Below are 20,101 nucleotides of genomic sequence, written 5' to 3' on the forward strand. Positions count from 1 at the left end.
TGGGGTTCAGTAGCTCTTGAGCCCGTCCCGGCTCAGCACCGCCAGTGCGGTGCCCCGGCCTTCCAAAGCTATGTCGCCCTCCAGCGCGCCGCAGCGCACCCGCTTCGTGCTGCGGGCGGTCTCGTCCTGCCAGGGGTCGATCGCCATCACCACGCAGGAGCCGTCGTCCAGTTCGACGGTGCGGACCAGCGGCTGGCGCTCGCGCCAGGCGACATTGGCCGGGGTGTCGATGACGAGCCGGCCACGCCCGATCTTGTCCGACAGCGCCGCCACGCGCTGCAGCGAGCGGACATAGCGCGGGAGCTGCGCATAGGGCGGGCGCGCGGTCTTCAGTTGCGGTTCCCATCCCCACAGCACCACGCCCTTGGCGCCGCTGAAATAGGGAATGATCGCCATCGCCTCGGCGAGATAGCCGGGCACTTCCTTCCCGCTCATCTCCGCATTTGAAATGTGGAACAGCATCCACTCATAGGCATAGACCGGCCGGTCGCCGAAGGGGCGGGTCCTCAGATAGTTCTCCTCGACATTGGCCGCCATGTAGAAGACCGAGTCAGGCTTGTCGTAGAACAGGTATATGCTGGAAATATAGAAATCGACATGGGGGTCGATATACTCCCAGAGCTGGGCATCGGTACGGTGCGAGCCGTCGATCTGCGCCGCATCCTTGCCGGCGACGCCCCAATAGTCGCGCCGGAACGGCTGCGGGCCGTAGAGTCCGACCACGGCGCCGGGGTAGCGCTCCTTGGTCCAAAGCAGCGGCAGCCAGAACCATTCCGCCCATTTCTTGTAATAGGCCTGCTCGAACGCCGCCAGCGAGGTCGCGCCGGAGGCGAGACGGGCCGCGGTGTCCCCATGCGCCTTCTCGATGTTCTCGACGAAGGGGAATTCGATGTCCTGGACGTAGATTCCGCTGGGCTTGCCGTGCTCGATGGCGCGGCGCACCACCAGCTCGAAATTGGGCGGCATGTCCCAGGGGTTGGCGCTCGGCCCGTCCTTGGGCGGTCTGATGTCGCGGCGCGGCTTGCCCCAATAGTCGGAATAGGTGTTGACCAGCGTGACCGGCTCGAAGCCGCGCGCATAGGCCTGGCGGGCATTTTGGCCACCCGATCCGTCGCCGACATTCCAGAACGCCTTCAGCCCGCCCTTCATCTCGAAGCGGGGGATGTCCGCCCAGCGGAGCGTCTCGCCGCCCGGCTGCTGGCTGAAGGCGGGGCCGGGCGACAGCACGGCGAGCGCCGGGGCGAGCAGGAGCGCGAGCAACGCGGCCGCGCCGCGGCCAGTCCGGGGGATCGTCATCGGCTTCTCCGTCGCCACCTCGTCGAGAGAATTCATACGGCAAATCGAGCCATTTGATGATCGGCCCATCGCGCGTCCCGGTGAGGCACCCGGGCCGCGCCGCCGCGTGAAGCGGGAACCCGGGCGGGGGGATCGCGTTCTTCGTAGCTACTGACCGCGAGTGAAAGCCAAAAAGTTCCCTCATGTTGAGCGCCTTGTGTCGTCCGTCGTCGCGCCCGCCGCTTTGTCGCATCTGCCCGGCGTCGCGGGCTGAAGGTTTCCCCCTCGCTTCCGGCCCCTGTGGCGCGGCCGCGCGCGCCGAGGACGGGGGCGATCATGTCGTTGGGTGAGCGAGTCGATCTGAGCAATTGCGATCGCGAGCCGATCCACGTTCCCGGGAGCGTGCAGTGCCATGGCTGCCTGATCGCCTGCGACCCGCAGGGCGGCGTCGTGCAGCGCCATTCCAGCAACGCGCCCGAGATGCTCGGCCTGCCGGAAACGCTGATTGGCCGCGACCTCGCCGACCTGCTCGGCGACGGCGCCGCCGGGCGAATCCGCGAGGCGCTGGCGCGGGGGTCCGATCCGTCCTCGCCGGCTCTGCTGTTCGGTGTCGAACTGGCCTCCGGCGATCGTTTCGACGTCTCGGCCCATGTCTTCAAAGGCGTTGGCGTGCTCGAATTCGAGGCCGCCTCGGCGGAGGATGGGCCGGCGCTGGACCTGGCCCGCTCGATGTTCGCCCATGTGCGCGGCGAGAAGGACGTCGACAAGCTGCTCCGGCACTCGACACGGCTGCTCCGCAGCCTGCTCGGCTATGACCGCGTGATGATCTACCAGTTCGCCCATGACGGGGCCGGGCAGGTGGTCAGCGAGGACCGGCGCGAGGGTCTGGAGAGCTTCCTGCACCAGTGGTTCCCGGCCAGCGACATTCCCCAGCAGGCGCGCAGCCTCTATGTCCGCAACATTGTCCGCGTCATCGGCGACGCCAATGGCGAGCGCTGCCCGCTGGTGCCGGAGGAGACCCCGCTCGACGACCCGCTGGACCTGTCCTTCGCCCATCTGCGCTCGGTATCGCCGATCCATCTGGAATATCTGCGCAATATGGGGGTGGCGGCCTCGATGTCGATTTCCGTCATCGTCGACGGCCAGCTCTGGGGGCTGGTGGCCTGCCATCACTATGCGCCGCGCGTGCTGCCGATGTCGGAGCGCGTGGCGGCGGAGATGTTCGGTGCCTTCTTCGCGCTGCATCTGCAGGCGCTGAAGCAGAAGCGCACGCTCGACGTCGCCACCACGGCGCGCCGCGCGCTCGACCGGGTGCTGCGCCTGGCCTCGCAGGACGAGGATATCGGCGAGCTGCTGCGCAGCAACCTGCCCGACTTCGCCAAGCTGATGCCCTGCGACGGCATCGGCCTCTGGCTCGGCGGCCAGTGGAGCGCGGAAGGATCGGTGCCGCCGGCGGCTGACATACCGGGGCTGGCGACGTTCATTGGCGACCAGGCTGCCGGCAAGGTGTGGGCGAGCCATGAGCTGTCCCGCGAATGGCCGGGCGCGGAAGCGTTCTGCGCCGAGGCATCAGGCGTGCTGGCGCTGCCGCTGTCGCAGCTGCCGCGCGACTACCTGCTCTTCTTCCGCAAGGAGATCGTGCATACGCTCGACTGGGCGGGAAGGCCGGAGAAGGTCTATGAAACCGGGCCGTTCGGCGACCGGCTGACGCCGCGCAAGAGCTTCGCCATCTGGAAGGAGACGGTCAGCGGCACGGCGAGCCCCTGGACCGAGGCCGACCGGGAGATCGCCGAGGCGGCCCGCTCGACGCTGGTGGAAATCGTGCTGCGCCACAACGAGCTGATGGCCGACGAGCGCGGCAAGGCCGATACGCGCCAGCGCCTGCTGAATGAGGAACTGAACCACCGGGTGAAGAACATCCTCGCGGTGATCAAGTCGCTGGTCGAGCACTCGCTGCAGGATGGGCGCAGCACGCAGGATTATGTCGACAGCCTGCGCGGCCGGGTGCAGGCGCTGGCCATCGCCCATGACCAGGTGGTGCGCGGGGCCGGCGGCGGCGCGCTGGGCGATCTGCTGCGGGCCGAACTCTCGCCCTATGGCGGGGCGGAAAAGCAGGTGTCGCAGGCCGGTCCGCCGGTCTGGCTCGACGCGCGCGCCTTCTCCGTCATGGCGCTGGTGCTGCATGAGCTCTCCACCAATGCCGCCAAATATGGCGCGCTCTCGCGCCCCGGCGGGCGCTTGGCGGTGAACTGGGCCATGCTGGCCAATGGCGATTGCGACGTCGAATGGCGCGAGAGCGGCGGGCCCGAGGTTGCCACCACCGGCCGGCGCGGCTTCGGCATGGTGCTGATCGAGCGCAGCGTTCCCTATGATCTCGGCGGCAGCAGCCGCCTGGAATTCGCCCCGGGCGGGCTGGTGGCGCATATCCGCCTGCCGGCGCGCCATGTGTCGGCGGCGCCGGTCGGCGAGGGGGGCGACGACGGGGCGGCCCTCGCAGCGGATGAGCCGGCCCGTCCACTGTCCGAGCTGGGCGTGCTGCTGGTCGAGGACCAGATGCTCATCGCCATGGATGTGGAGACGATGTTCAACGATGCCGGCATCGAGAATGTGGTGACGGCGCCCTCGTCCGCCGAGGCGCTGCGCCGGCTGCAGGACTTCACCCCGGATGTGGCGGTGCTCGACGTCAATCTCGGGGCCGGCACCTCGGCGCCGGTGGCGCAGGAGCTGCAGCGGCTGGGCGTGCCCTTCATCTTCGCCACCGGCTATGGCGACCGCTCGATGATCCCGGCAGGGTGCGAGGGGGTGCCGGTACTGCCCAAGCCCTATGAAAGCGAGCCGCTGCTCAAGTCATTGCGCGAGATTTTGGAGGTCCGGCCGCGCCGCGCGTCCTGAGGGGCTGCGGCGCTCAGCTGGCGCGGTCGGTGCCGTAATAGGCAAGGAAGATCCGCACGGCGCGCTCCACCGTTTCCTCGATCTGCGCCGGCGTGGGCGGTCCATCCACGCCGAAAAGCAGGCCCTTGACGCTGTTGCTCTGGCACAGGTTCAGGAATTCAAAGGCCGCGGCAAGCTCGTCGTCGATACGCAGACGGCCGAGATCGGCCTGCTGGCGCAGCAGGCTGGCGAGGCGCTGGCCGCCATGGCAGGGGCCGGCATCGAAGAAGGCGCGGCCGACGCGGGGGAATTTCTCGGCGATGGCAATGACCATGCGGACCAGCCTGATGTGGTCGGGCTGCACCATCATGGTCATGAAGGACGTACCGATGCGGTGCAGCAGGCTCGCCACGTCGTCGATCGAGGGGTCGACCTCGAACAGATGCTCGGCCGAGCGGGCGCGGTCGTTCAGCACCAGCGCCTCGAACAGCTCGTCCTTGCTGCCGAAATAGACATAGATCGTCGCCTTGGAAACGCTGGCGGCCCTGGCCACCTCGTCCATGCTGGCGCCGTCGAAGCCCTTTTCGAAAAAGACCTTCCGCGCGCCGTCGATGATGTCGCGGCGCTTGGCGGATTCAGGCTCGGCGCGCGGCGCGGCGGCGGGCATGTCGGTGTCGGTCATGGTCATCGCTATCCTCGGCTTCCTGATAGGGCGCGCGGGACGGGCTTGTCAAAGCACTTGACTAAACTGTTTAGTTTGATATGTAAAGCCAAGAATGAACTGAACGGTTTAGTTGTCGCGCGGAGTGCCGTCATGGCTCAGGCTGAAATCAAGGCATTGCCGGCTTTGGAGACGGAGCGTGCGCCGGCGGGCGAACCGATTCCGATCAAGGCCCGCAAGCCGGCGCCGGAGGTGTCGGAATCGGCGCTGCCCGCCGACGCGACGTCGCCGAAGGGCCCCCGTTCGCGCAAGAAGCTTGTCTTCGCCGCGCTCCTGCTCGCCGCGCTGGCGGGGGGCGGCGTCTACGGGCTCGACTGGTGGCAGGTGGGGCGCTTCCTCGTTTCCACCGATGACGCCTATGTCGGCGCCGACACCTCGATCCTCGCCGCACGGGTTGCCGGCCACATCGTCGCGCTCGACGTCGAGACAAATCAGAGCGTGAAGGCCGGCGACGTCATCGCCCGCATCGACGATGGCGACTACCGGCTGGCGCTGCAGGCGGCGCAGGACAAGATCGCCACCCAGCAGGCGACCATCGACCGCTATGGCGAGCAGATGGCGGCGGCGCGGGCGCAGGTCGACCAGGCGAAGGCGCAGCTCGTCTCCGCCGAGGCCGAGCTTCAGCGGGCCGAACTCGAACTCGCCCGCCAGAGCGCGCTGATGAAGGACCAGTTTTCCAGCCGCGCCACCCAGGAGACCGCCCGCGCCGACCGCGACAAGGCCAAGGCCGCCGTCGACGCCGGCACCGCCGCCATCGCCTCGGCGCAGGCCGATGTTGCCGTCCTCGCCGCCCAGCGCACCGAGGCGCTGCGCACGCTCGACGAATTGAAGACCGCCCGCGACCAGGCGCAGCGCGACCTCGACTTTACGCTCGTGCGCGCCCCCTTCGACGGCGTCGTCGGCAACCGCGCGGTGCAGCTCGGCCAGCTGGTGCAGTCCGGCACGCGGCTGGTCGCGCTGGTGCCGATGTCGCAGGTCTATGTCGACGCCAATTTCAAGGAGACCCAGCTCGGCCAGCTTCATCCCGGGCAGAAGGTCGACATCGAGGTCGACGCCTACCCGGACGAGACCTTCCACGGCCATGTGCTCAGCCTCGCCCCGGCCTCCGGCTCGGTGTTCAGCCTGCTGCCGCCGGAAAACGCCACCGGCAATTTCACCAAGATCGTGCAGCGCGTGCCGGTGCGGATCGAACTGGACGAGGCCGCCCGCGCCAAGGCCGAGCTGCGCCCGGGCATGTCGGTGATCGCCACCGTCGACACCCGCGACGGCGCCTGAGGAGGCCGCCATGTCCGACACGACAGTCACGGCAGCGGCCGGGCCAGGGGCGCCGCCGCGCGCCGCCTCCAGCGAGGGGCGGCGCATGTTCGCCTTCCTGTGCATGGTGTTCGGCATGTTCATGGCGATCCTGGACATCCAGATCGTCTCGGCCTCGCTCTCGGAGATCCAGGCCGGCCTTGCCGCCTCGTCCGACGAGATTTCCTGGGTGCAGACCAGCTATCTCATCGCCGAGGTGGTGATGATCCCGCTGTCGGGCTTCCTGTCGCGGGCGCTGTCGACGCGCTGGCTGTTCGCCGCCTCGGCGGTGGGCTTCACCGTGATGAGCTTCATGTGCGCCACCGCGACCTCGATCAACGAGATGATCGTCTACCGTGCGCTGCAGGGCTTTCTCGGCGGCGGCATGATCCCGACCGTGTTCGCCGCCGCCTATTCGATCTTCCCGCGCGAAAAGCAGTCCGTCGTCGCCCCGTTGATCGGCCTGGTGGCGACGCTGGCGCCGACCATCGGCCCGACCATTGGCGGCTATCTCACCGACCTGTTCTCCTGGCACTGGCTGTTTCTGGTCAACATCATCCCCGGCATCTTCGTCGTCGTCACCACGGTGACGCTGGTGGATTTCGACGAGCCGGACCTCGCCTTGCTCGACCGCTTCGACTGGTGGGGGCTGCTGTTCATGGCCGGTTTCCTTGGCAGCCTCGAATTCGTGCTGGAGGAGGGGCCGACCAATGACTGGTTCGAGGACCACTGGATCGTGCTCTTCACGGTGCTTTGCGGCGTGTCGGCGGTGGCGTTCTTCGCCCGCGTCTTCATGGCCCGCGAGCCGGTGGTGGATTTGCGCGCCTTCGCCAACCGCAATTTCGCCGTCGGCTCCGCCTTCAGCTTCGTGGTCGGCATCGGGCTCTACGGGCTGACCTATCTCTATCCGCTCTATCTCGCCCAGGTGCGCGGCTACTCGGCGCTGATGATCGGCGAGACCATGTTCGTCTCCGGCCTCGCCATGTTCCTGTGCGCGCCGATTGCCGGGCGGCTGATGGGCAAGGTCGATCCGCGGGCGATGATCGCCTTCGGCTTCGCCGCCTTCGCCCTCGGCACCTGGCAGGTCACCGGGCTGACGGCGGACTGGGATTTCTGGGAGCTGCTGGTGCCGCAGATCCTGCGCGGCGTCGGCATCATGATGGCGATGATCCCGATCAACAACATCTCGCTCGGCACCCTGCCGCCGGACCAGCTGAAGAACGCTTCCGGCCTGTTCAACCTGATGCGCAATCTCGGCGGCGCGGTGGGCCTCGCCCTCATCAACACCGTGCTCAACGACCGCTGGGACCTGCACCTCGCCCGGCTGCACGAGAATGTGCAGTGGGCCAACGCCGCCGCCGTCGAGCGGCTGCAGGCGATGACGCAGGCGCTCGCCGCCATGGGCTCGGATGCCGGCGCGGTGGCGCTGAAGCTGATGAGCGCGCAGGTGCGGGTGCAGGCGCAGGTGATGGCGTTCTCCGACGTCTTCCTCGTCCTCACCGTGCTGTTCTCAGCCCTGTTCTTCGCCGCGCCGCTGCTGAGCCGGCCGAGGCACAAGGTGGAGGGCGGGCACTGAGTTTTCGGCTTCCCGTCAGGTCCGGCCCGTCCGGGCGTGATGGGGAGGAGCGTCATGGCCGGGCTCACCGGCCCCGCCTGTCGGGAGGTCGCCCCCCGCCCGACAATGTGGAGGCCCGGCCCCGGCCCGGCCATGACGTTACCCCATTGGCGACGCCCTGCGAGCCCCCCCGAAGGGCGTCCCGGTGCCCCGTCCCGTGCCCCCACCCTTGCCGTTTCGTTCGGCCTCGGCTATGACCGTGGCTCAGAGCAACCTCGCGAGAGCCGAGCCGTGACGCTGTCGTCCGCCCGCCGTTCTTCCGCGACCCCGACCGCGCTGCGGTTTCCGGGGAAGGCTCTGCTTGCGTTCGGGCTCCTTCTTCTTAGCCGCCCCTGAGGGCCGGCCGGGCTTCGCGCCTGGGCGCTCAGGGGATGACGCCGCCACCCGAAGCCTACCCGTCAGATGTGCGCCGGACGATGCCGCAGGGGCCAACGAGCCCCGCTGTACCCGGCACCGGAGCCGAGAAGGAAGTCCCCATGTCCATTCCCCATGACCGCGTCGTCATCTTCGACACCACGCTGCGCGACGGCGAGCAGTGCCCCGGCGCCTCGATGACGCTGGAAGAGAAGCTGCAGGTCGCCGACCTCCTCGACACGATGGGCGTCGACGTGATCGAGGCCGGCTTCCCCATCGCCTCCAATGGCGATTTCGAGAGCGTCGCCGAGATCGCCCGCCGCACGAAGCGGGCGGTGATCGCCGGCCTCGCCCGCGCCATTCCCGCCGATATCGCCCGCGCCGGCGAGGCGGTGAAGTTCGCCCAGCGCCCGCGCATCCACACCTTCGTCTCGACCTCGCCGATCCATCTGGAACACCAGATGCGCAAGACCCAGGATCAGGTGATCGACATCATCGCCGGCACGGTGGCGCAGGCGCGCAACCTCGTCGCCGATGTCGAGTGGTCGGCGATGGACGCCACCCGCACGCCGATCGACTATCTCCAGCGCTGCGTGGAGACGGCGGTCAAGGCCGGCGCCACCACCATCAACCTGCCCGACACGGTGGGCTACGCCACCCCGTCCGAATATGAGGCGATGTTCCGCCAGGTTCGCGCCTACATCCTCGACCGCGTGCCCAATGGCGAGCAGATCATCTTCTCCGCCCATTGCCATGACGATCTCGGCCTGGCGGTCGCCAATTCGCTGGCGGCGCTGGCGGGGGGCGCGCGGCAGATCGAGTGCACGATCAACGGGCTGGGCGAGCGTGCCGGCAATGCGGCGCTGGAAGAGGTGGTCATGGCCATCCGCACCCGCGGCGACGTGCTCCCCTATGCCACCGGCATCGAGGCGACCATGCTGACCCGCGCCTCCAAGCTGGTCTCGGCCGTCACCTCCTTCCCGGTGCAGTACAACAAGGCGATCGTCGGCCGGAACGCCTTCGCCCATGAGAGCGGCATCCACCAGGACGGCATGCTGAAGAACAACACCACCTACGAGATCATGACCCCCGACAGCGTCGGCGTGTCGAAGACCTCGCTGGTCATGGGCAAGCATTCCGGCCGCGCCGCCTTCCGCGACAAGCTGAAGGCGCTGGGCTACGAGCTGGGCGAGAACGCGCTGAACGACGCTTTCAGCCGCTTCAAGGAACTCGCCGACCGCAAGAAGGTGGTCTATGACGAGGACATCGAGGCGCTGGTTGATCACGAGATCGCCGCCGCGCATGACCGGATGAAGCTGGTGTCGCTCAGCGTCATCGCCGGCAGCCACGGCCCGCAGCGCGCCACCATGAAGATGAAGGTGGATGGCGTCGTCATAACAGAGGAATGCGAGGGCAATGGCCCGGTGGACGCGGTGTTCAACTGCATCCAGGCCATCGTTCCGCACGCCGCCAAGCTGGCGCTGTATCAGGTCCACGCCGTCACCGAGGGCACCGATGCGCAGGCGGAAGTGTCGGTGCGGCTGGAGGATGGCGACAAGGCGGTGAACGGGCGCGGTTCCGACCCCGATACGCTGGTCGCCTCGGCGCAGGCCTATATCATCGCCCTCAACAAGCTGGCGACCAAGCGCGGCAGCCTGAACGCGCAGGCCCAGCCGGCGGCGGAATAGGTCTTCCGGCCACGCGCACCGCCCCTGGAACGACGAGAGCCCCGGCCGATGGCCGGGGCTCTTTTCTTATTCAGCGGCGCGCGCCTGTCGCGGCGGCCTGCGCGGTAGCGGCCATAATGCTGCCGGGAGCATCAAGGATGGCTGTGGGCACCACCGGAGGCTCCCCGTGCCGGCCCATCCTGCATGATGCCCGTCTCGCCCCTGCCGAGCGTCGTCCACGGTCTGCTGAAAGCCGAAGAGCGCCGGTCGCCCCCGGCGCGCTCCGCCGCCGAGGCCGCTCGGCTGGCGGCGTCCGCGCTGCTGCATCTCGGCGTGCTGGCGGCCCTTGTGCTGGTGGGGGCGAGGGGCTTTCCCGAGCCGGCCGACCTGCCGGCGCTGGAAACCGAGATCATCAGCTCCCGAGACTTCGACGCGCTGCGCGCCGCACCATCGCCGGCCGTTACCCCGGCCGCGCCGTCGCCGGCGGCGGAAGCGCTGCCGCGCGCGGGCACGCCCCCGTCGCCCTCGCGCGCTCGCGCCGCCAAGCCGGCCGATCCGCCGGAGATGGTACGCCCCTCACGGATGCTCTCCGAACAGGCGATCGACAATGCCCGCAGCCGGGGCCTGCGCCGCGCGCTTGAGCGCCTGGGCGACGAGGAGCGCCTTGCCCAGCTTTGCGATCTTGAGGCGATGGAGCAGATCCATGCCTGGCGTGCGGATTTCCAGCCCGACCGGCTGGTCGACTACGCGTCAAGCGATACGTCGCTGGAGGGCGTCGTCTTCACCGCAAGGGGCGGCGCGTTTCGCAGCCAACGCCAATGGTACGAGGTGTCGTATCGCTGCGAGCTGGACCCACCGTTGCGAAAGGTCGTGGGCTTCGCCTTCCATGTCGGCGCGGCGATCCCGCGCGAGGAGTGGGCCAGCTACAATCTTCCCACGCGGCATTGAGTGACGCGCCGGTCGGGCGCCTCGCAGTCTGGCCGCCACCAAGGAAGAGAGCCCCGGCGGCCGGGGCTCTCTCGGTGGGCGCCGCTACGGCGCGCCTTGCGGGACCGGAGGCTCGCCCGGAGGCGGAACGCCCGGCTTGGCGCCGGCGGGACCGCCCGGAGGGCGCGGCTGGCCCTGAGGCGGGCGGGCCTGAGGCGGCTTGGCCTGAGGCGGCTTGGCCTGCGGCGGCTTTGCCTGCGCAGGGTTGGCCTGCTGCGGCGGTTTGGCCTGCGCCGGGGGCTGCTGCGGCTTCGGCTGACGCAGCTGTTGAACCTGCTCCTGACGTTGCTGCTGCTTGGCGCGCTGCTGCTCCTGCTGGGCGTTCTGCTTTTGCTGGCGCTCCTGCTGGCGCTGCTGCTGCTTGGCGCGCTGCTGTTCCTGCTGGACGGCCTGCTGTTTCTGCGCCTCGCCCTGCTTCTGCTGGCGCTCCTGCTGGCGGGCGCGCTGCTGCTCCTGCTGGGCGTTCTGCTTCTGCTGCCGATCGGCCTCGCGCTGCTTGCGGGTCTCGTCCTGCTTCTGCTGGACCTGCTGCTCCTTGAGGCGGCGCTGCTCCTGCCGCGTTTCCTGGCCCGCTGCCGGAGCGGGCGGACGGCCCGCCTCGGGCGCGCCAGTGGGGCGCGGGGCGTCGCCCGGTTGGCCGGGCGGCGGCCCGGCACGATCGGGAGTGGGTCCCGCGCCGGGGCCGGGCCGTACCGGCGGGGTGCCGGCGGCATCGGGACGCGGCTGGCCGGGATTCGCGCCAGGAATCGGACCGGGAATCGCACCGGGATTCGCGCCGGGGGTCGGACCGGCATTGGGCCGCTGGCCCGGCATTCCCGGCTGCCCATCGACGGCTGCGGGGCGCGGATCGGCTCCGCCGGGGCGGCCGGCGCCGGGGCGGGCGTCCGGTCCGCCCGGCCGGCCGGGAACGCCGCCGGGCGCGAAGCCGGCGGGGCGGGCCTTTTCCGCCCGTTCGGCCCGCACGCGCTGCTCGGCCCGCAGCTTCTCATAGGTCTGGCGCCGCTTCTCCAGCGCCTCGCGCTGGGCGCGCTGGAAGGCATCGGCCCGCGCCGCGGCCTCCCGGCGCTCGTCGCGCAGCCCCTCCGCCCGGTCGCGCTGGAGATCGCGCACCTCGCGGCGGTAGCGGTCGGGGTTCTCGAAGCGCTGGTCGCGCAATTCGCGCCGGCGATCCGGCTGCAACAGGTTCAGCAGCGCCACCGAGGGGGCAAGGAAGCCCGGCACATCGCGGTCCTCGCGCACATATTGGCGGATCAGCGGGCGGCGGTCCGGCTCGATCTCGCGCACGAAGCGCGGCGGCGGGCCACGCCGGTCGCCGAAGTCGAGGCGCGGGGCGAAGATGCCCAGCGCGTTGCTGCGCGGGTCATAGAACACGTCGTCGCGCCGCTCGACATAATAGACCTCGCGGCTGACGAGGCGCTCGCGGATCGGCGCGTCATAGACGCCGGTGCCGAAACCGCGATTGACGTAGTAGCCGTCATCCCAGCTCGGCTCATAGATATCGGGGGCGGCCTCAAGGAAGATGTTGATTTCCGGGATCGGCGCCACATGCACAGCGAGGTTCTCCTCGGCGATGTAGCGGTCCTCGACGAACACCCAGCTCTCCGCCACCGGCGGGGCATAGTGGTCCGGCCTGCCGATCGCATAGCCGGGCCGATCGGGGGCGATCGGGGCCCAGCCGGTCTTGCCGCCGCCGCGCCGCCACGTCACCCAGGCCGGCGCCCAGGTGTCGCCCGGCACCCAGAACCAGCCATAGGCGGGATCATAGCCCCAGCGGCCGTAATGATAGGTGGCCCAGCCGAACGGCTCGTAGGATTCCCAGTACCAGCCATAGGCGTCCGTCCACACCCAGCGGCCCTCCTGATAGGGACGCCAGCCGGGCCCGACATCGGAGGGGATGAACACATAGCGGTAGTCGGGATGCTCGACCCAGGTACCAAACTGGCCGAGCTGGTCGTAGAACAGATCGACATCCATCGTTGCGCTGCCGCCCTGCGGTCCGGCCTGCGCCAGCTGCACCGGGGCGTTCTGCGCCAGGGCGGGGAGGGTGGCGACCCCGGCGAGAAGACTGGCGCCAAGTCCAGCGACGAGAAAGGGGCGTTTCAGGCGAAGCATGGGCACCTCCGGCGGCTTTGCAGTGGTCGTAAACGCCGCTGCGCGCCGAAGGTTGCAAATAATCCGGGCGGCTTTCATTCCCCGCGTCGGGTCGGAAACCCCATTCGAACAGATCGCGGCAAAAATACGCCGACTTCATGTCGCCGGCCATCTGGACGGAATCGGCAAGAAAGCAAGTTGAGGGAGGGCGATTAAAGGCCGTCCTCTGCGCCGCTCAGCACGATGTCCTGCAAACTGCGGACGATATCGCTGCCATCGCCCAGTAAAACCCCATCGAGCGAGCGCACCGGCCGCAGGAAGCGCACGGAATTGGTGAGGAACACCGCATCCGCCCCGGCCAGCGCCGCCGGCGCCAGCGGGCGCTCCTCGACGGCGAGGCCGAGCCGTGGGGCGGCCTCGATCACCAGCGCCCGCATGATGCCGGGCAGGCAGCCTTCCGCCAGCGAGGGGGTGATCAGCCGCCCGGCGATCAGCGCGAACACATTGGCGATGGTGGTGCAGGCGATCCGCCCCTGCGTGTTGAGGATCAGCGCGTCGTCGACCCCCGCCAGCGCCGCCTCGCGCGCGGCCAGAATATGGTCGAGATAGCCGAGCGTCTTCAGGTTTGCGGTCGGCGAGAACTCGTTGCGCCGGCCGCTCGCGGTGATGAGCCGCGCCGGCTGGCCGAGCAGGGAAGGGCTCCAGGGGGATGTCGCCACCACGAGCGTCGGCGCGCCGACGCTGGCCGGCCACAGGCCCCGCGCCGCCGTGCCCCGCGTCACCGTGGTGCGCAGGATCACCGGCGCCGGGGTGAGGGCGGCCGTCATCGCCGCCTCGATCGCCGCCGCCTCGATGGCGATGCCGATCCGCTGCGCCGCCGCCACCAGCCGCGCCACATGGCGGTCGCGGGCGAACACGACGCCGCCCCGCGCCAGCGCGGTGTCGAACACGCCGTCGCCGAGGGTGAAGCCGCGATCCTCGCTGCTGAGCGTCGCGCTCACGCCGCGCTCTCCCGCGCCCGCGCCAGCCGCAGGAAATTGCCCATCAGCTCGTAGCCCTGCGGGGTCAGCACCGATTCCGGGTGGAACTGCACGCCGTAGGTGGGGTGGGTGCGATGGGCGAGGCCCATGATCTCGCCATCCTCGCTCCAGGCGGTGGGTATCAGTTCCGAACCCTCGTCCAGTTCCACCGCCAGCGAATGGTAGCGCCCGGCCGGGAAGGGCGAGGGCAGGCCGGCGAACACGTCCGAGCCGGCATGGCGCAGCTGCGAGGCGCGCCCGTGCATCGGCTCCTTCGCCCGCACCACCCGCCCGCCAAAGGCCTGGCCGATGCACTGGTGGCCGAGGCAGATGCCGAGAATGGGCAGCCTTCCCGACAGCGCCCGCACCGCCTCCAGCGAGATGCCGGCCTCATTGGGCGAGCACGGCCCGGGCGAGATCACCAGCGCCTCGGGAGCCCGCCGCTCGATGGCGTTGAGGTCGAGCGCGTCGTTGCGGGCGACCTCCACCTCCTCGCCCAATTCGGTGAGGTAGCGGGCGACGTTGAAGACGAAGCTGTCGTAATTGTCGATCAGCAGGATCACGTCAGCGCCTCCGGGGTGAAGGCGCGAAACAGCCGTTCCGCCTTGGTCAGGCTCTCGGCATGCTCGGCGGCGGGGTCGGAGAGGGTGGTGATGCCGCCGCCGACGCCGAAGCTGAGGGTGGAGCCGCCTCCGGCCGTGGCGTTGTCCTGGCCGCCCTCCACCGTGACGGTGCGGATGGCGATGTTGAAATCCATCGTGCCGTCAAAGCCGATATAGCCGATCGAGCCGCAATAGACGCCGCGCGGGCGGCCTTCCAGCTCGCGGATGATCTCCATGGCGCGGATCTTCGGCGCCCCGGTGATCGAGCCTCCGGGGAAGGAGGCGGCGATCAGGTCCAGCCCGTCGCTGCCCTCGGCAAGCGTGCCCGTCACCACCGAGACGAGATGGTGGACATTGGCATAGGTCTCCAGCCCGCACAGCCGCGGCACCTTCACCGTGCCGGGCCGGCACACGCGCGAGAGATCGTTGCGCAGCAGGTCGACGATCATCACGTTCTCGGCCCGGTCCTTCTCGCTGGTGGTCAGCGCCCGGCCGCGAAAAGCGTCGAGCGTCGGCTCCACCGAGCGCGGCACCGTGCCCTTGATCGGGCGGGTCTCCACCTCGGCGCCGTCGAGCTTGACGAAGCGCTCGGGCGAGGAGGAGGCGATGATCCGGTCCTCGTTGACGATCAGCGCCGCGAAGGTCGCCGGGTTGGCGCGGCGCAGCTGGTCGTAGAGCGCGAACGGGTCGACGGCGCCCGTCTCCGTCGCGAAGCACTGGGTGAAATTGGCCTGGAAGATATCGCCGGCGCGGATGTAGTCGATCACCCGTCCCACCGCGCGACGGTAGCCGGCGGCGTCGAAATTGGAGCGCCAGCCCTGCGCCAGCACCGGGGGGCCGAGCGGCGCTTCGGGCAAGGCGAGGCGCGCGCTGGCCTCGGCCAGCCTTTCGCGGGCGCGGCGGGCGCGGCGGGCGGGGTCGCTCTCCGGCCAGCCGGTGGAGATGACGAAGGCGCGTTCCGCCACGACATCGAAGGCGAGGACGAGATCGTAGAAGCCGAGATCGACCTCCGGTCCCTCGCCGGGCTCGGGCTGCATGGTGGGGAAGCGGTCGAACAGGCGGCCGGCCTCATAGGCGACATAGCCCGCCGCACCGGCCTGGAAGGCGGCCTCGCCCGGCAGGCGCGGCTGCGCATAGGTCTTCAGCCGCGCCCGCAGCGCCTCCAGCGGCGCCCCGGTTTCGCGCTCGCCATTCCAGCGCGGCACCCCGGCCTCCACCCGGAAGCGGCCGAACGGCTCGGCCATCAGATAGGACCAGCGCCCGAGCACAGGGTGGCGCATCGCGCTGTCGAGAAAGGTCAGGCCCGGCACGGCCGCGCGGTCGCGATGGCCGAGCCGGCGCGCGGCCTGCCAGGGGGGCTGCCAGGCGATTTCGACGACGAGGGGCGGCGGCTCTTGAATCATGTGCCGAATATGGAACGTCGCGCGGCGGGTTCCTAGAGCGTCCTGCGACCCCCGTGCGGTGGCGAGGCCGGCCGCGCGAGCGGGCCCCGCCTTGCGGTGAGGCGCCAGCGGCGCTCAGAGGATCGAGGGCGGGGCGCAATAGGTGTCGTGGATATTGCACCCTTCGGCGCCGGTGGCCGCGCATTCCTTCATCGCGCCGTCCTGCGACTGCGCGCGGGAAGCGCCCGATGCCAGGCCCAGCCGGTTCCGGCTGGTGGCACGCGCCAGCGAAATGCACATGTCGGCGCCGGAAAAGGCGACCTCGCAGTCGGTGGCGCCGCCGGTCTGGCACTCCGACAGGGCCTTCGCCCGAACCTCGGCGTCCGAGCCACCCTCGGCGAAGCCGACGGTTCCGGTCGACCTGCTGTAGGCGGCGGCGACATAGGTCGCTTCCGCGCCAAACGCCGGATTGACGAGCACCGGCCCGACAAGCGCCGGTCCGCCACACGCAAGCATCGAACCGATCAGAACCGCGGCACATACAGGTCTCATGCAAAGGCCTCCTGCTGTCTTCTAGCCTTTCGCGCCTCGGGGAGGAGGGCGACACCGGAGAGCATGGCATCCTCATGTGGCATTTGTCAGTATCCCGCTGCCACGGAGAGGGGGCGCGGCGCGGGCGGGCGTTCCTTCGCGCGGGTTGGACCCGCGTTGGACCAAAGCGTCACTTGACGCCCCGTCAAGCCGGTGATGGCTTATCAGGCCTCACGATGGCGTCTCGCAGAGTCAGGCGCCGTCACATAAAAACGCTGCGATCCAAAAGTCTCGGGAGGGACGCATGACGAACATGTTCAAGGGGGCCGCTGCCGGCCTGGCGGCGCTGGCTTTTGCCGCGTTGCCGTTTGGCGCCGCGCAGGCGCAGGATTTCCCGACCCGGCCGGTGACGATGGTCGTGCCGTTCTCGGCCGGCGGGCCGACCGACACGGTGGCGCGGCTGATCGCCGAGTCGATGTCGCGCACCCTCGGCCAGCAGGTGGTGGTGGAGAATGTCGGCGGCGCCGGCGGCACGCGCGGCGCCGGGCAGGTGGCGAAGGCCACGCCCGACGGCTACACGATTCTTCTCCACCATATCGGCCAGGCGACCTCCGCCACGCTGTACCGCAAGCTGCCCTATAATGTGCTGACCGATTTCGAGGAGGTCGGCCTCGTCACCGACGTGCCGATGACCGTGATCGGCAAATCGGCGCTTGAGCCCAAGAATGCCGCCGAGCTGATCGCCTATGTGAAGGCGAACAAGGATGCGGTGATCTACGGCAATGCCGGCGTCGGCTCGGCCTCGCATCTGTGCGGCATGCTGTTCATGTCGGCGCTGGGCACGCAGATGACCACCGTTCCCTACCAGGGCACGGGCCCGGCGATGAACGACCTCGTCGGCGGGCAGATCGACCTGCTGTGCGACCAGACCACCAACACCACGGGCCAGATCAAGGCCGGCAAGGTGAAGGCCTATGGCGTCACCACCACCACTCCGGTGAAGTCGCTGCCCGATATCCCGACCCTCGATTCCGCCGGCCTGCCCGGCTTCGAAGTGGCGGTGTGGCACGGCCTGTACGCGCCCAAGGGCACGCCCAAGGCCGAGATCGACAAGCTGAACGCCGCCCTCGTCGCCGCGCTGCAGGACCCCAAGGTCATTTCCCGCTTCGCCGATCTCGGCACCGAGCCGGTGGCGCTGGAGCGCGCCACGCCGGAGGTGCACCAGAAGTTCCTTGAGGCGCAGGTCGCCAAATGGAAGCCGATAATCGAGCAGGCCGGCGTTTTCGCCGACTGACGCGCCTGATTTAGCCTCCCCGCCGGTCCGCCGCTCAGTGCGCGGGCCGGCGTTTCACGTCCCGGCCGGCGGAAAGGTGCCATGACGCGCTTTGTCAAAAATTCGAAGGAGGTCGCCAGCGGCCTGCTGATCGTTTTCCTGGCGGCCTTCTTCGCCTGGCAGGCCATGGGGCTGCCCATGGGGCGCGCCATCCGCATGGGGCCGGGCTATTTTCCGATGATCCTGGCCGGTCTTCTCGGTCTCCTCGGCCTGATCGTCCTCCTCTCCGGTCTCACGCTCCGCCCGGTGGAGGAGGAAAACGCGACGCAGAAGATCGGTTTTCGGCGGTGGCCCTGGGTGCCGCTCGGGCTGATCACGCTCGCGGTGGTTGTGTTCGGTCTCGGCATCCGCCCGCTGGGCCTCGGCCCCTCCATGGGGCTCGCGGTGTTCATCTCGACGATGGCGAGCCGGCGTTTCAAGCTGACCACGGCGCTGCTCTCCTCCTTCATCATGGTTGCGTTCTCCTGGGCCGTGTTCATCAAGGGGCTCGGCCTGCCGCTGCCCATGCTGGGCCCGTGGCTCGGCGGCTACTGAGAGGCGAAGTCCATGGAAATTTTCGATAATCTCGCCCTCGGCTTCTCCGTCGCGGTCACGTTTCAGAACATTTTCTACTGCTTTATCGGCGTGCTTCTGGGCACGCTGATCGGCGTTCTGCCGGGTCTCGGCCCGGTGCCGACCATCGCCATGCTGCTGCCGATCACCTTCGGCCTGCCGCCGGTTTCGGCGCTGATCATGCTGTCGGGCATCTATTACGGCGCGCAATATGGTGGTTCGACCACGGCGATCCTGATCAACCTGCCGGGCGAGAGCTCATCGGTCGTCACCGCCATTGACGGCTACCAGATGGCACGCCAGGGCCGCGCCGGCGCGGCGCTCGCCACCGCCGCCATCGGCTCCTTCTTCGCCGGATCGGTCGCCACCTTCCTGCTCGCCGTCTTCGCCCCGCCGCTGGCCGACCTCGCCTTGAAGTTCGGGCCGCCGGAGTATTTTGCGCTGATGGTTCTAGGACTTGTCGCTTCCGTCGCGCTGGCCTCCGGCTCGGTGGTGAAGGCGCTGGCGATGGTGGTTCTGGGCATTCTGCTCGGCCTGTCCGGGCAGGATGTCTACACCGGCACGCCGCGATTCACCTTCGACATGCTGGAACTGGCGGATGGCATCGAGTTCGTGGCGCTGGCCATGGGCGTGTTCGGCATCGGCGAGATCGTGCGCAACCTGGAGGATGAGCACACCCGCACCGTCATGGTGCAGAAGGTGAAGGGCCTGCTGCTGTCGAAGGAGGATATCAAGCGCATCATCGGCCCAATCCTGCGCGGCACGTTCCTAGGCTCGTTCCTCGGCATCCTTCCGGGCGGCGGCGCGATCCTCTCCTCTTTCTCAGCCTATTCGATCGAGAAGAAGATTTCCCGCCATCCCGAGCAGTTCGGCAAGGGCGCCATCGAAGGCGTTGCCGGGCCGGAGGCGGCCAACAATGCCGGCGCGCAGACCTCCTTCATCCCCATGCTAACGCTGGGTATTCCGTCCAACCCGGTCATGGCGCTGATGATCGGCGCACTGATCATCCAGGGCATCGTGCCCGGCCCGAATGTGGTGAACGAGCAGCCGAACCTGTTCTGGGGCATCATTGCCTCGATGTGGATCGGCAACCTCATGCTGGTTGTGCTGAACCTGCCGCTGATCGGCATCTGGGTGCGGCTGCTCACCGTGCCCTACCACATCCTGTTCCCGCTCATCGTCGGCTTCTGCTGCATCGGCGTCTACAGCGTGAACAACAACGCCATCGACGTGTTCACCATGGCCCTGTTCGGGGTGGTCGGCTACGTGCTGGTCAAGCTGGACTGTGAGCCGGCACCGCTGCTGCTGGGCTTCATCATCGGGCCGATGCTGGAGGAATATCTGCGCCGCGCCATGCTGATCTCGCGCGGCGACCCGACCGTGTTCTTCACCCGGCCGATCTCCGCCACCATGCTGGGCCTCGCCATCCTCGCGCTCGTCGTCGTGCTGCTGCCCTCGGTGCGCAGGAAGCGCGAGGAGGCATTCCAGGAGTAGGTTTCAAGCAGGCGCTTGTGGCTGGCCTGTGGAAAGCTCGGGAAGCCGGGCCGTCCCTATGGACACACCCGGGGGGCTCTGCTACATGACCGCCCGTCCGCAAGGCCACGGTCTGCGGCGGGGGCGCATAGCTCAGTTGGTAGAGCAGCTGACTCTTAATCAGCGGGTCCTAGGTTCGAGCCCTAGTGCGCCCACCAAATTCCGATCCTTCGGAGTTTTGGCGGAACCGAGACGAAGCCAACTTCGTCCACCCCCAATCTCATCCGTGTCCGGGCCGCGCGTCGCATTCAAGGCGGCGCGGGGCCGGTGGGCTT

Annotated in this window: 15 protein-coding genes and 1 tRNA gene; 9 read left to right on the plus strand and 7 right to left on the minus strand. The window is 68.8% G+C overall.

Features of this window, described 5'->3' with window-relative positions; all coding sequences use genetic code 11:
- Positions 1-6 precede the first annotated feature (6 nt).
- Complete coding sequence (locus tag BLO63_RS01920; RefSeq protein ID WP_091436283.1) at positions 7-1,332, minus strand: hypothetical protein; 1,326 nt, start codon at positions 1,330-1,332, stop codon at positions 7-9.
- Between the two features lie 279 nt (positions 1,333-1,611).
- Between BLO63_RS01920 and BLO63_RS01925 the strand changes: the two genes are divergently transcribed.
- Positions 1,612-4,167, plus strand: coding sequence for an HWE histidine kinase domain-containing protein (locus BLO63_RS01925; RefSeq protein ID WP_091436285.1), 2,556 nt, complete (start codon positions 1,612-1,614; stop codon positions 4,165-4,167).
- A gap of 13 nt (positions 4,168-4,180) precedes the next feature.
- Here BLO63_RS01925 and BLO63_RS01930 read toward each other — a convergent pair whose 3' ends face one another.
- The gene (locus BLO63_RS01930) at positions 4,181-4,834 is read right to left on the minus strand and encodes a TetR/AcrR family transcriptional regulator (RefSeq protein ID WP_091436287.1); all 654 of its coding nucleotides are present in this window, start codon (positions 4,832-4,834) and stop codon (positions 4,181-4,183) included.
- Between the two features lie 126 nt (positions 4,835-4,960).
- On the opposite strand from BLO63_RS01930, the gene BLO63_RS01935 reads away from it, so the two are divergent.
- The 4 genes from BLO63_RS01935 (at position 4,961) to BLO63_RS01950 (ending at position 10,744) form a co-directional block, all read left to right on the plus strand.
- Positions 4,961-6,142 carry an HlyD family secretion protein gene (locus BLO63_RS01935; protein ID WP_091436289.1) on the plus strand — a complete coding sequence of 394 codons (1,182 nt, stop codon included), beginning with the start codon at positions 4,961-4,963 and terminating at the stop codon, positions 6,140-6,142.
- 10 nt (positions 6,143-6,152) lie between these two features.
- Positions 6,153-7,736 carry a DHA2 family efflux MFS transporter permease subunit gene (locus BLO63_RS01940; protein ID WP_091436291.1) on the plus strand — a complete coding sequence of 528 codons (1,584 nt, stop codon included), beginning with the start codon at positions 6,153-6,155 and terminating at the stop codon, positions 7,734-7,736.
- A 515-nt stretch (positions 7,737-8,251) separates the two neighbouring features.
- Complete coding sequence (locus BLO63_RS01945; RefSeq protein WP_091436293.1) at positions 8,252-9,817, plus strand: 2-isopropylmalate synthase; 1,566 nt, start codon at positions 8,252-8,254, stop codon at positions 9,815-9,817.
- Positions 9,818-10,000: 183 nt separating this feature from the next.
- Positions 10,001-10,744, plus strand: coding sequence for a DUF930 domain-containing protein (locus tag BLO63_RS01950; RefSeq protein ID WP_091436295.1), 744 nt, complete (start codon positions 10,001-10,003; stop codon positions 10,742-10,744).
- An 84-nt stretch (positions 10,745-10,828) separates the two neighbouring features.
- Here BLO63_RS01950 and BLO63_RS01955 read toward each other — a convergent pair whose 3' ends face one another.
- The 5 genes from BLO63_RS01955 to BLO63_RS01975 form a co-directional block, all read right to left on the minus strand.
- A complete protein-coding gene (locus BLO63_RS01955) occupies positions 10,829-12,895 on the minus strand; it encodes a DUF6600 domain-containing protein (RefSeq protein ID WP_091436296.1) in 2,067 nt (688 codons plus the stop codon).
- A gap of 191 nt (positions 12,896-13,086) precedes the next feature.
- A complete protein-coding gene (locus tag BLO63_RS01960; RefSeq protein ID WP_091436298.1) occupies positions 13,087-13,875 on the minus strand; it encodes an aminotransferase class IV in 789 nt (262 codons plus the stop codon).
- On the minus strand, positions 13,872-14,456 hold the full coding sequence (locus BLO63_RS01965; protein ID WP_091436300.1) for an anthranilate synthase component II: 585 nt from the start codon (positions 14,454-14,456) through the stop codon (positions 13,872-13,874). Before BLO63_RS01965 ends, BLO63_RS01960 begins: the two co-directional genes overlap by 4 nt.
- Positions 14,453-15,898, minus strand: coding sequence for an aminodeoxychorismate synthase component I (gene pabB / locus BLO63_RS01970; RefSeq protein WP_091436302.1), 1,446 nt, complete (start codon positions 15,896-15,898; stop codon positions 14,453-14,455). The genes BLO63_RS01965 and pabB overlap by 4 nt, the downstream gene beginning before the upstream one ends.
- 114 nt (positions 15,899-16,012) lie before the next feature.
- On the minus strand, positions 16,013-16,429 hold the full coding sequence (locus tag BLO63_RS01975; RefSeq protein WP_244517554.1) for a DUF4189 domain-containing protein: 417 nt from the start codon (positions 16,427-16,429) through the stop codon (positions 16,013-16,015).
- 292 nt (positions 16,430-16,721) lie between these two features.
- Between BLO63_RS01975 and BLO63_RS01980 the strand changes: the two genes are divergently transcribed.
- From BLO63_RS01980 to BLO63_RS01995, 4 genes are all read left to right on the plus strand, one after another.
- Positions 16,722-17,702: a tripartite tricarboxylate transporter substrate binding protein BugD gene (locus BLO63_RS01980; RefSeq protein WP_091437239.1), complete on the plus strand. Its 981-nt coding sequence runs from the start codon at positions 16,722-16,724 to the stop codon at positions 17,700-17,702.
- Between the two features lie 81 nt (positions 17,703-17,783).
- Positions 17,784-18,275: a tripartite tricarboxylate transporter TctB family protein gene (locus BLO63_RS01985; protein ID WP_091436306.1), complete on the plus strand. Its 492-nt coding sequence runs from the start codon at positions 17,784-17,786 to the stop codon at positions 18,273-18,275.
- A 12-nt stretch (positions 18,276-18,287) separates the two neighbouring features.
- The gene (locus BLO63_RS01990) at positions 18,288-19,787 is read left to right on the plus strand and encodes a tripartite tricarboxylate transporter permease (protein WP_091436308.1); all 1,500 of its coding nucleotides are present in this window, start codon (positions 18,288-18,290) and stop codon (positions 19,785-19,787) included.
- A 121-nt stretch (positions 19,788-19,908) separates the two neighbouring features.
- Positions 19,909-19,984, plus strand: a tRNA-Lys gene (locus tag BLO63_RS01995).
- Positions 19,985-20,101 lie beyond the last annotated feature (117 nt).

Source organism: Ancylobacter rudongensis (genome assembly GCF_900100155.1).
Taxonomy (GTDB): Bacteria; Pseudomonadota; Alphaproteobacteria; order Rhizobiales; family Xanthobacteraceae; genus Ancylobacter; species Ancylobacter rudongensis.

Excerpts from the sequence above, each read along its gene's own strand:
- BLO63_RS01950 (WP_091436295.1), top strand. The coding sequence starts at position 10,001 with ATGATGCCCGTCTCGCCCCTGCCGAGCGTCGTCCACGGTCTGCTGAAA.
- BLO63_RS01925 (WP_091436285.1), top strand. The coding sequence starts at position 1,612 with ATGTCGTTGGGTGAGCGAGTCGATCTGAGCAATTGCGATCGCGAGCCG.
- BLO63_RS01980 (WP_091437239.1), top strand. The coding sequence starts at position 16,722 with ATGTTCAAGGGGGCCGCTGCCGGCCTGGCGGCGCTGGCTTTTGCCGCG.
- BLO63_RS01985 (WP_091436306.1), top strand. The coding sequence starts at position 17,784 with ATGACGCGCTTTGTCAAAAATTCGAAGGAGGTCGCCAGCGGCCTGCTG.
- BLO63_RS01930 (WP_091436287.1), bottom strand. The coding sequence starts at position 4,834 with ATGACCATGACCGACACCGACATGCCCGCCGCCGCGCCGCGCGCCGAG.
- BLO63_RS01945 (WP_091436293.1), top strand. The coding sequence starts at position 8,252 with ATGTCCATTCCCCATGACCGCGTCGTCATCTTCGACACCACGCTGCGC.
- BLO63_RS01940 (WP_091436291.1), top strand. The coding sequence starts at position 6,153 with ATGTCCGACACGACAGTCACGGCAGCGGCCGGGCCAGGGGCGCCGCCG.
- BLO63_RS01975 (WP_244517554.1), bottom strand. The coding sequence starts at position 16,429 with ATGAGACCTGTATGTGCCGCGGTTCTGATCGGTTCGATGCTTGCGTGT.
- BLO63_RS01955 (WP_091436296.1), bottom strand. The coding sequence starts at position 12,895 with ATGCTTCGCCTGAAACGCCCCTTTCTCGTCGCTGGACTTGGCGCCAGT.
- BLO63_RS01990 (WP_091436308.1), top strand. The coding sequence starts at position 18,288 with ATGGAAATTTTCGATAATCTCGCCCTCGGCTTCTCCGTCGCGGTCACG.
- BLO63_RS01935 (WP_091436289.1), top strand. The coding sequence starts at position 4,961 with ATGGCTCAGGCTGAAATCAAGGCATTGCCGGCTTTGGAGACGGAGCGT.
- pabB (WP_091436302.1), bottom strand. The coding sequence starts at position 15,898 with ATGATTCAAGAGCCGCCGCCCCTCGTCGTCGAAATCGCCTGGCAGCCC.
- BLO63_RS01920 (WP_091436283.1), bottom strand. The coding sequence starts at position 1,332 with ATGAATTCTCTCGACGAGGTGGCGACGGAGAAGCCGATGACGATCCCC.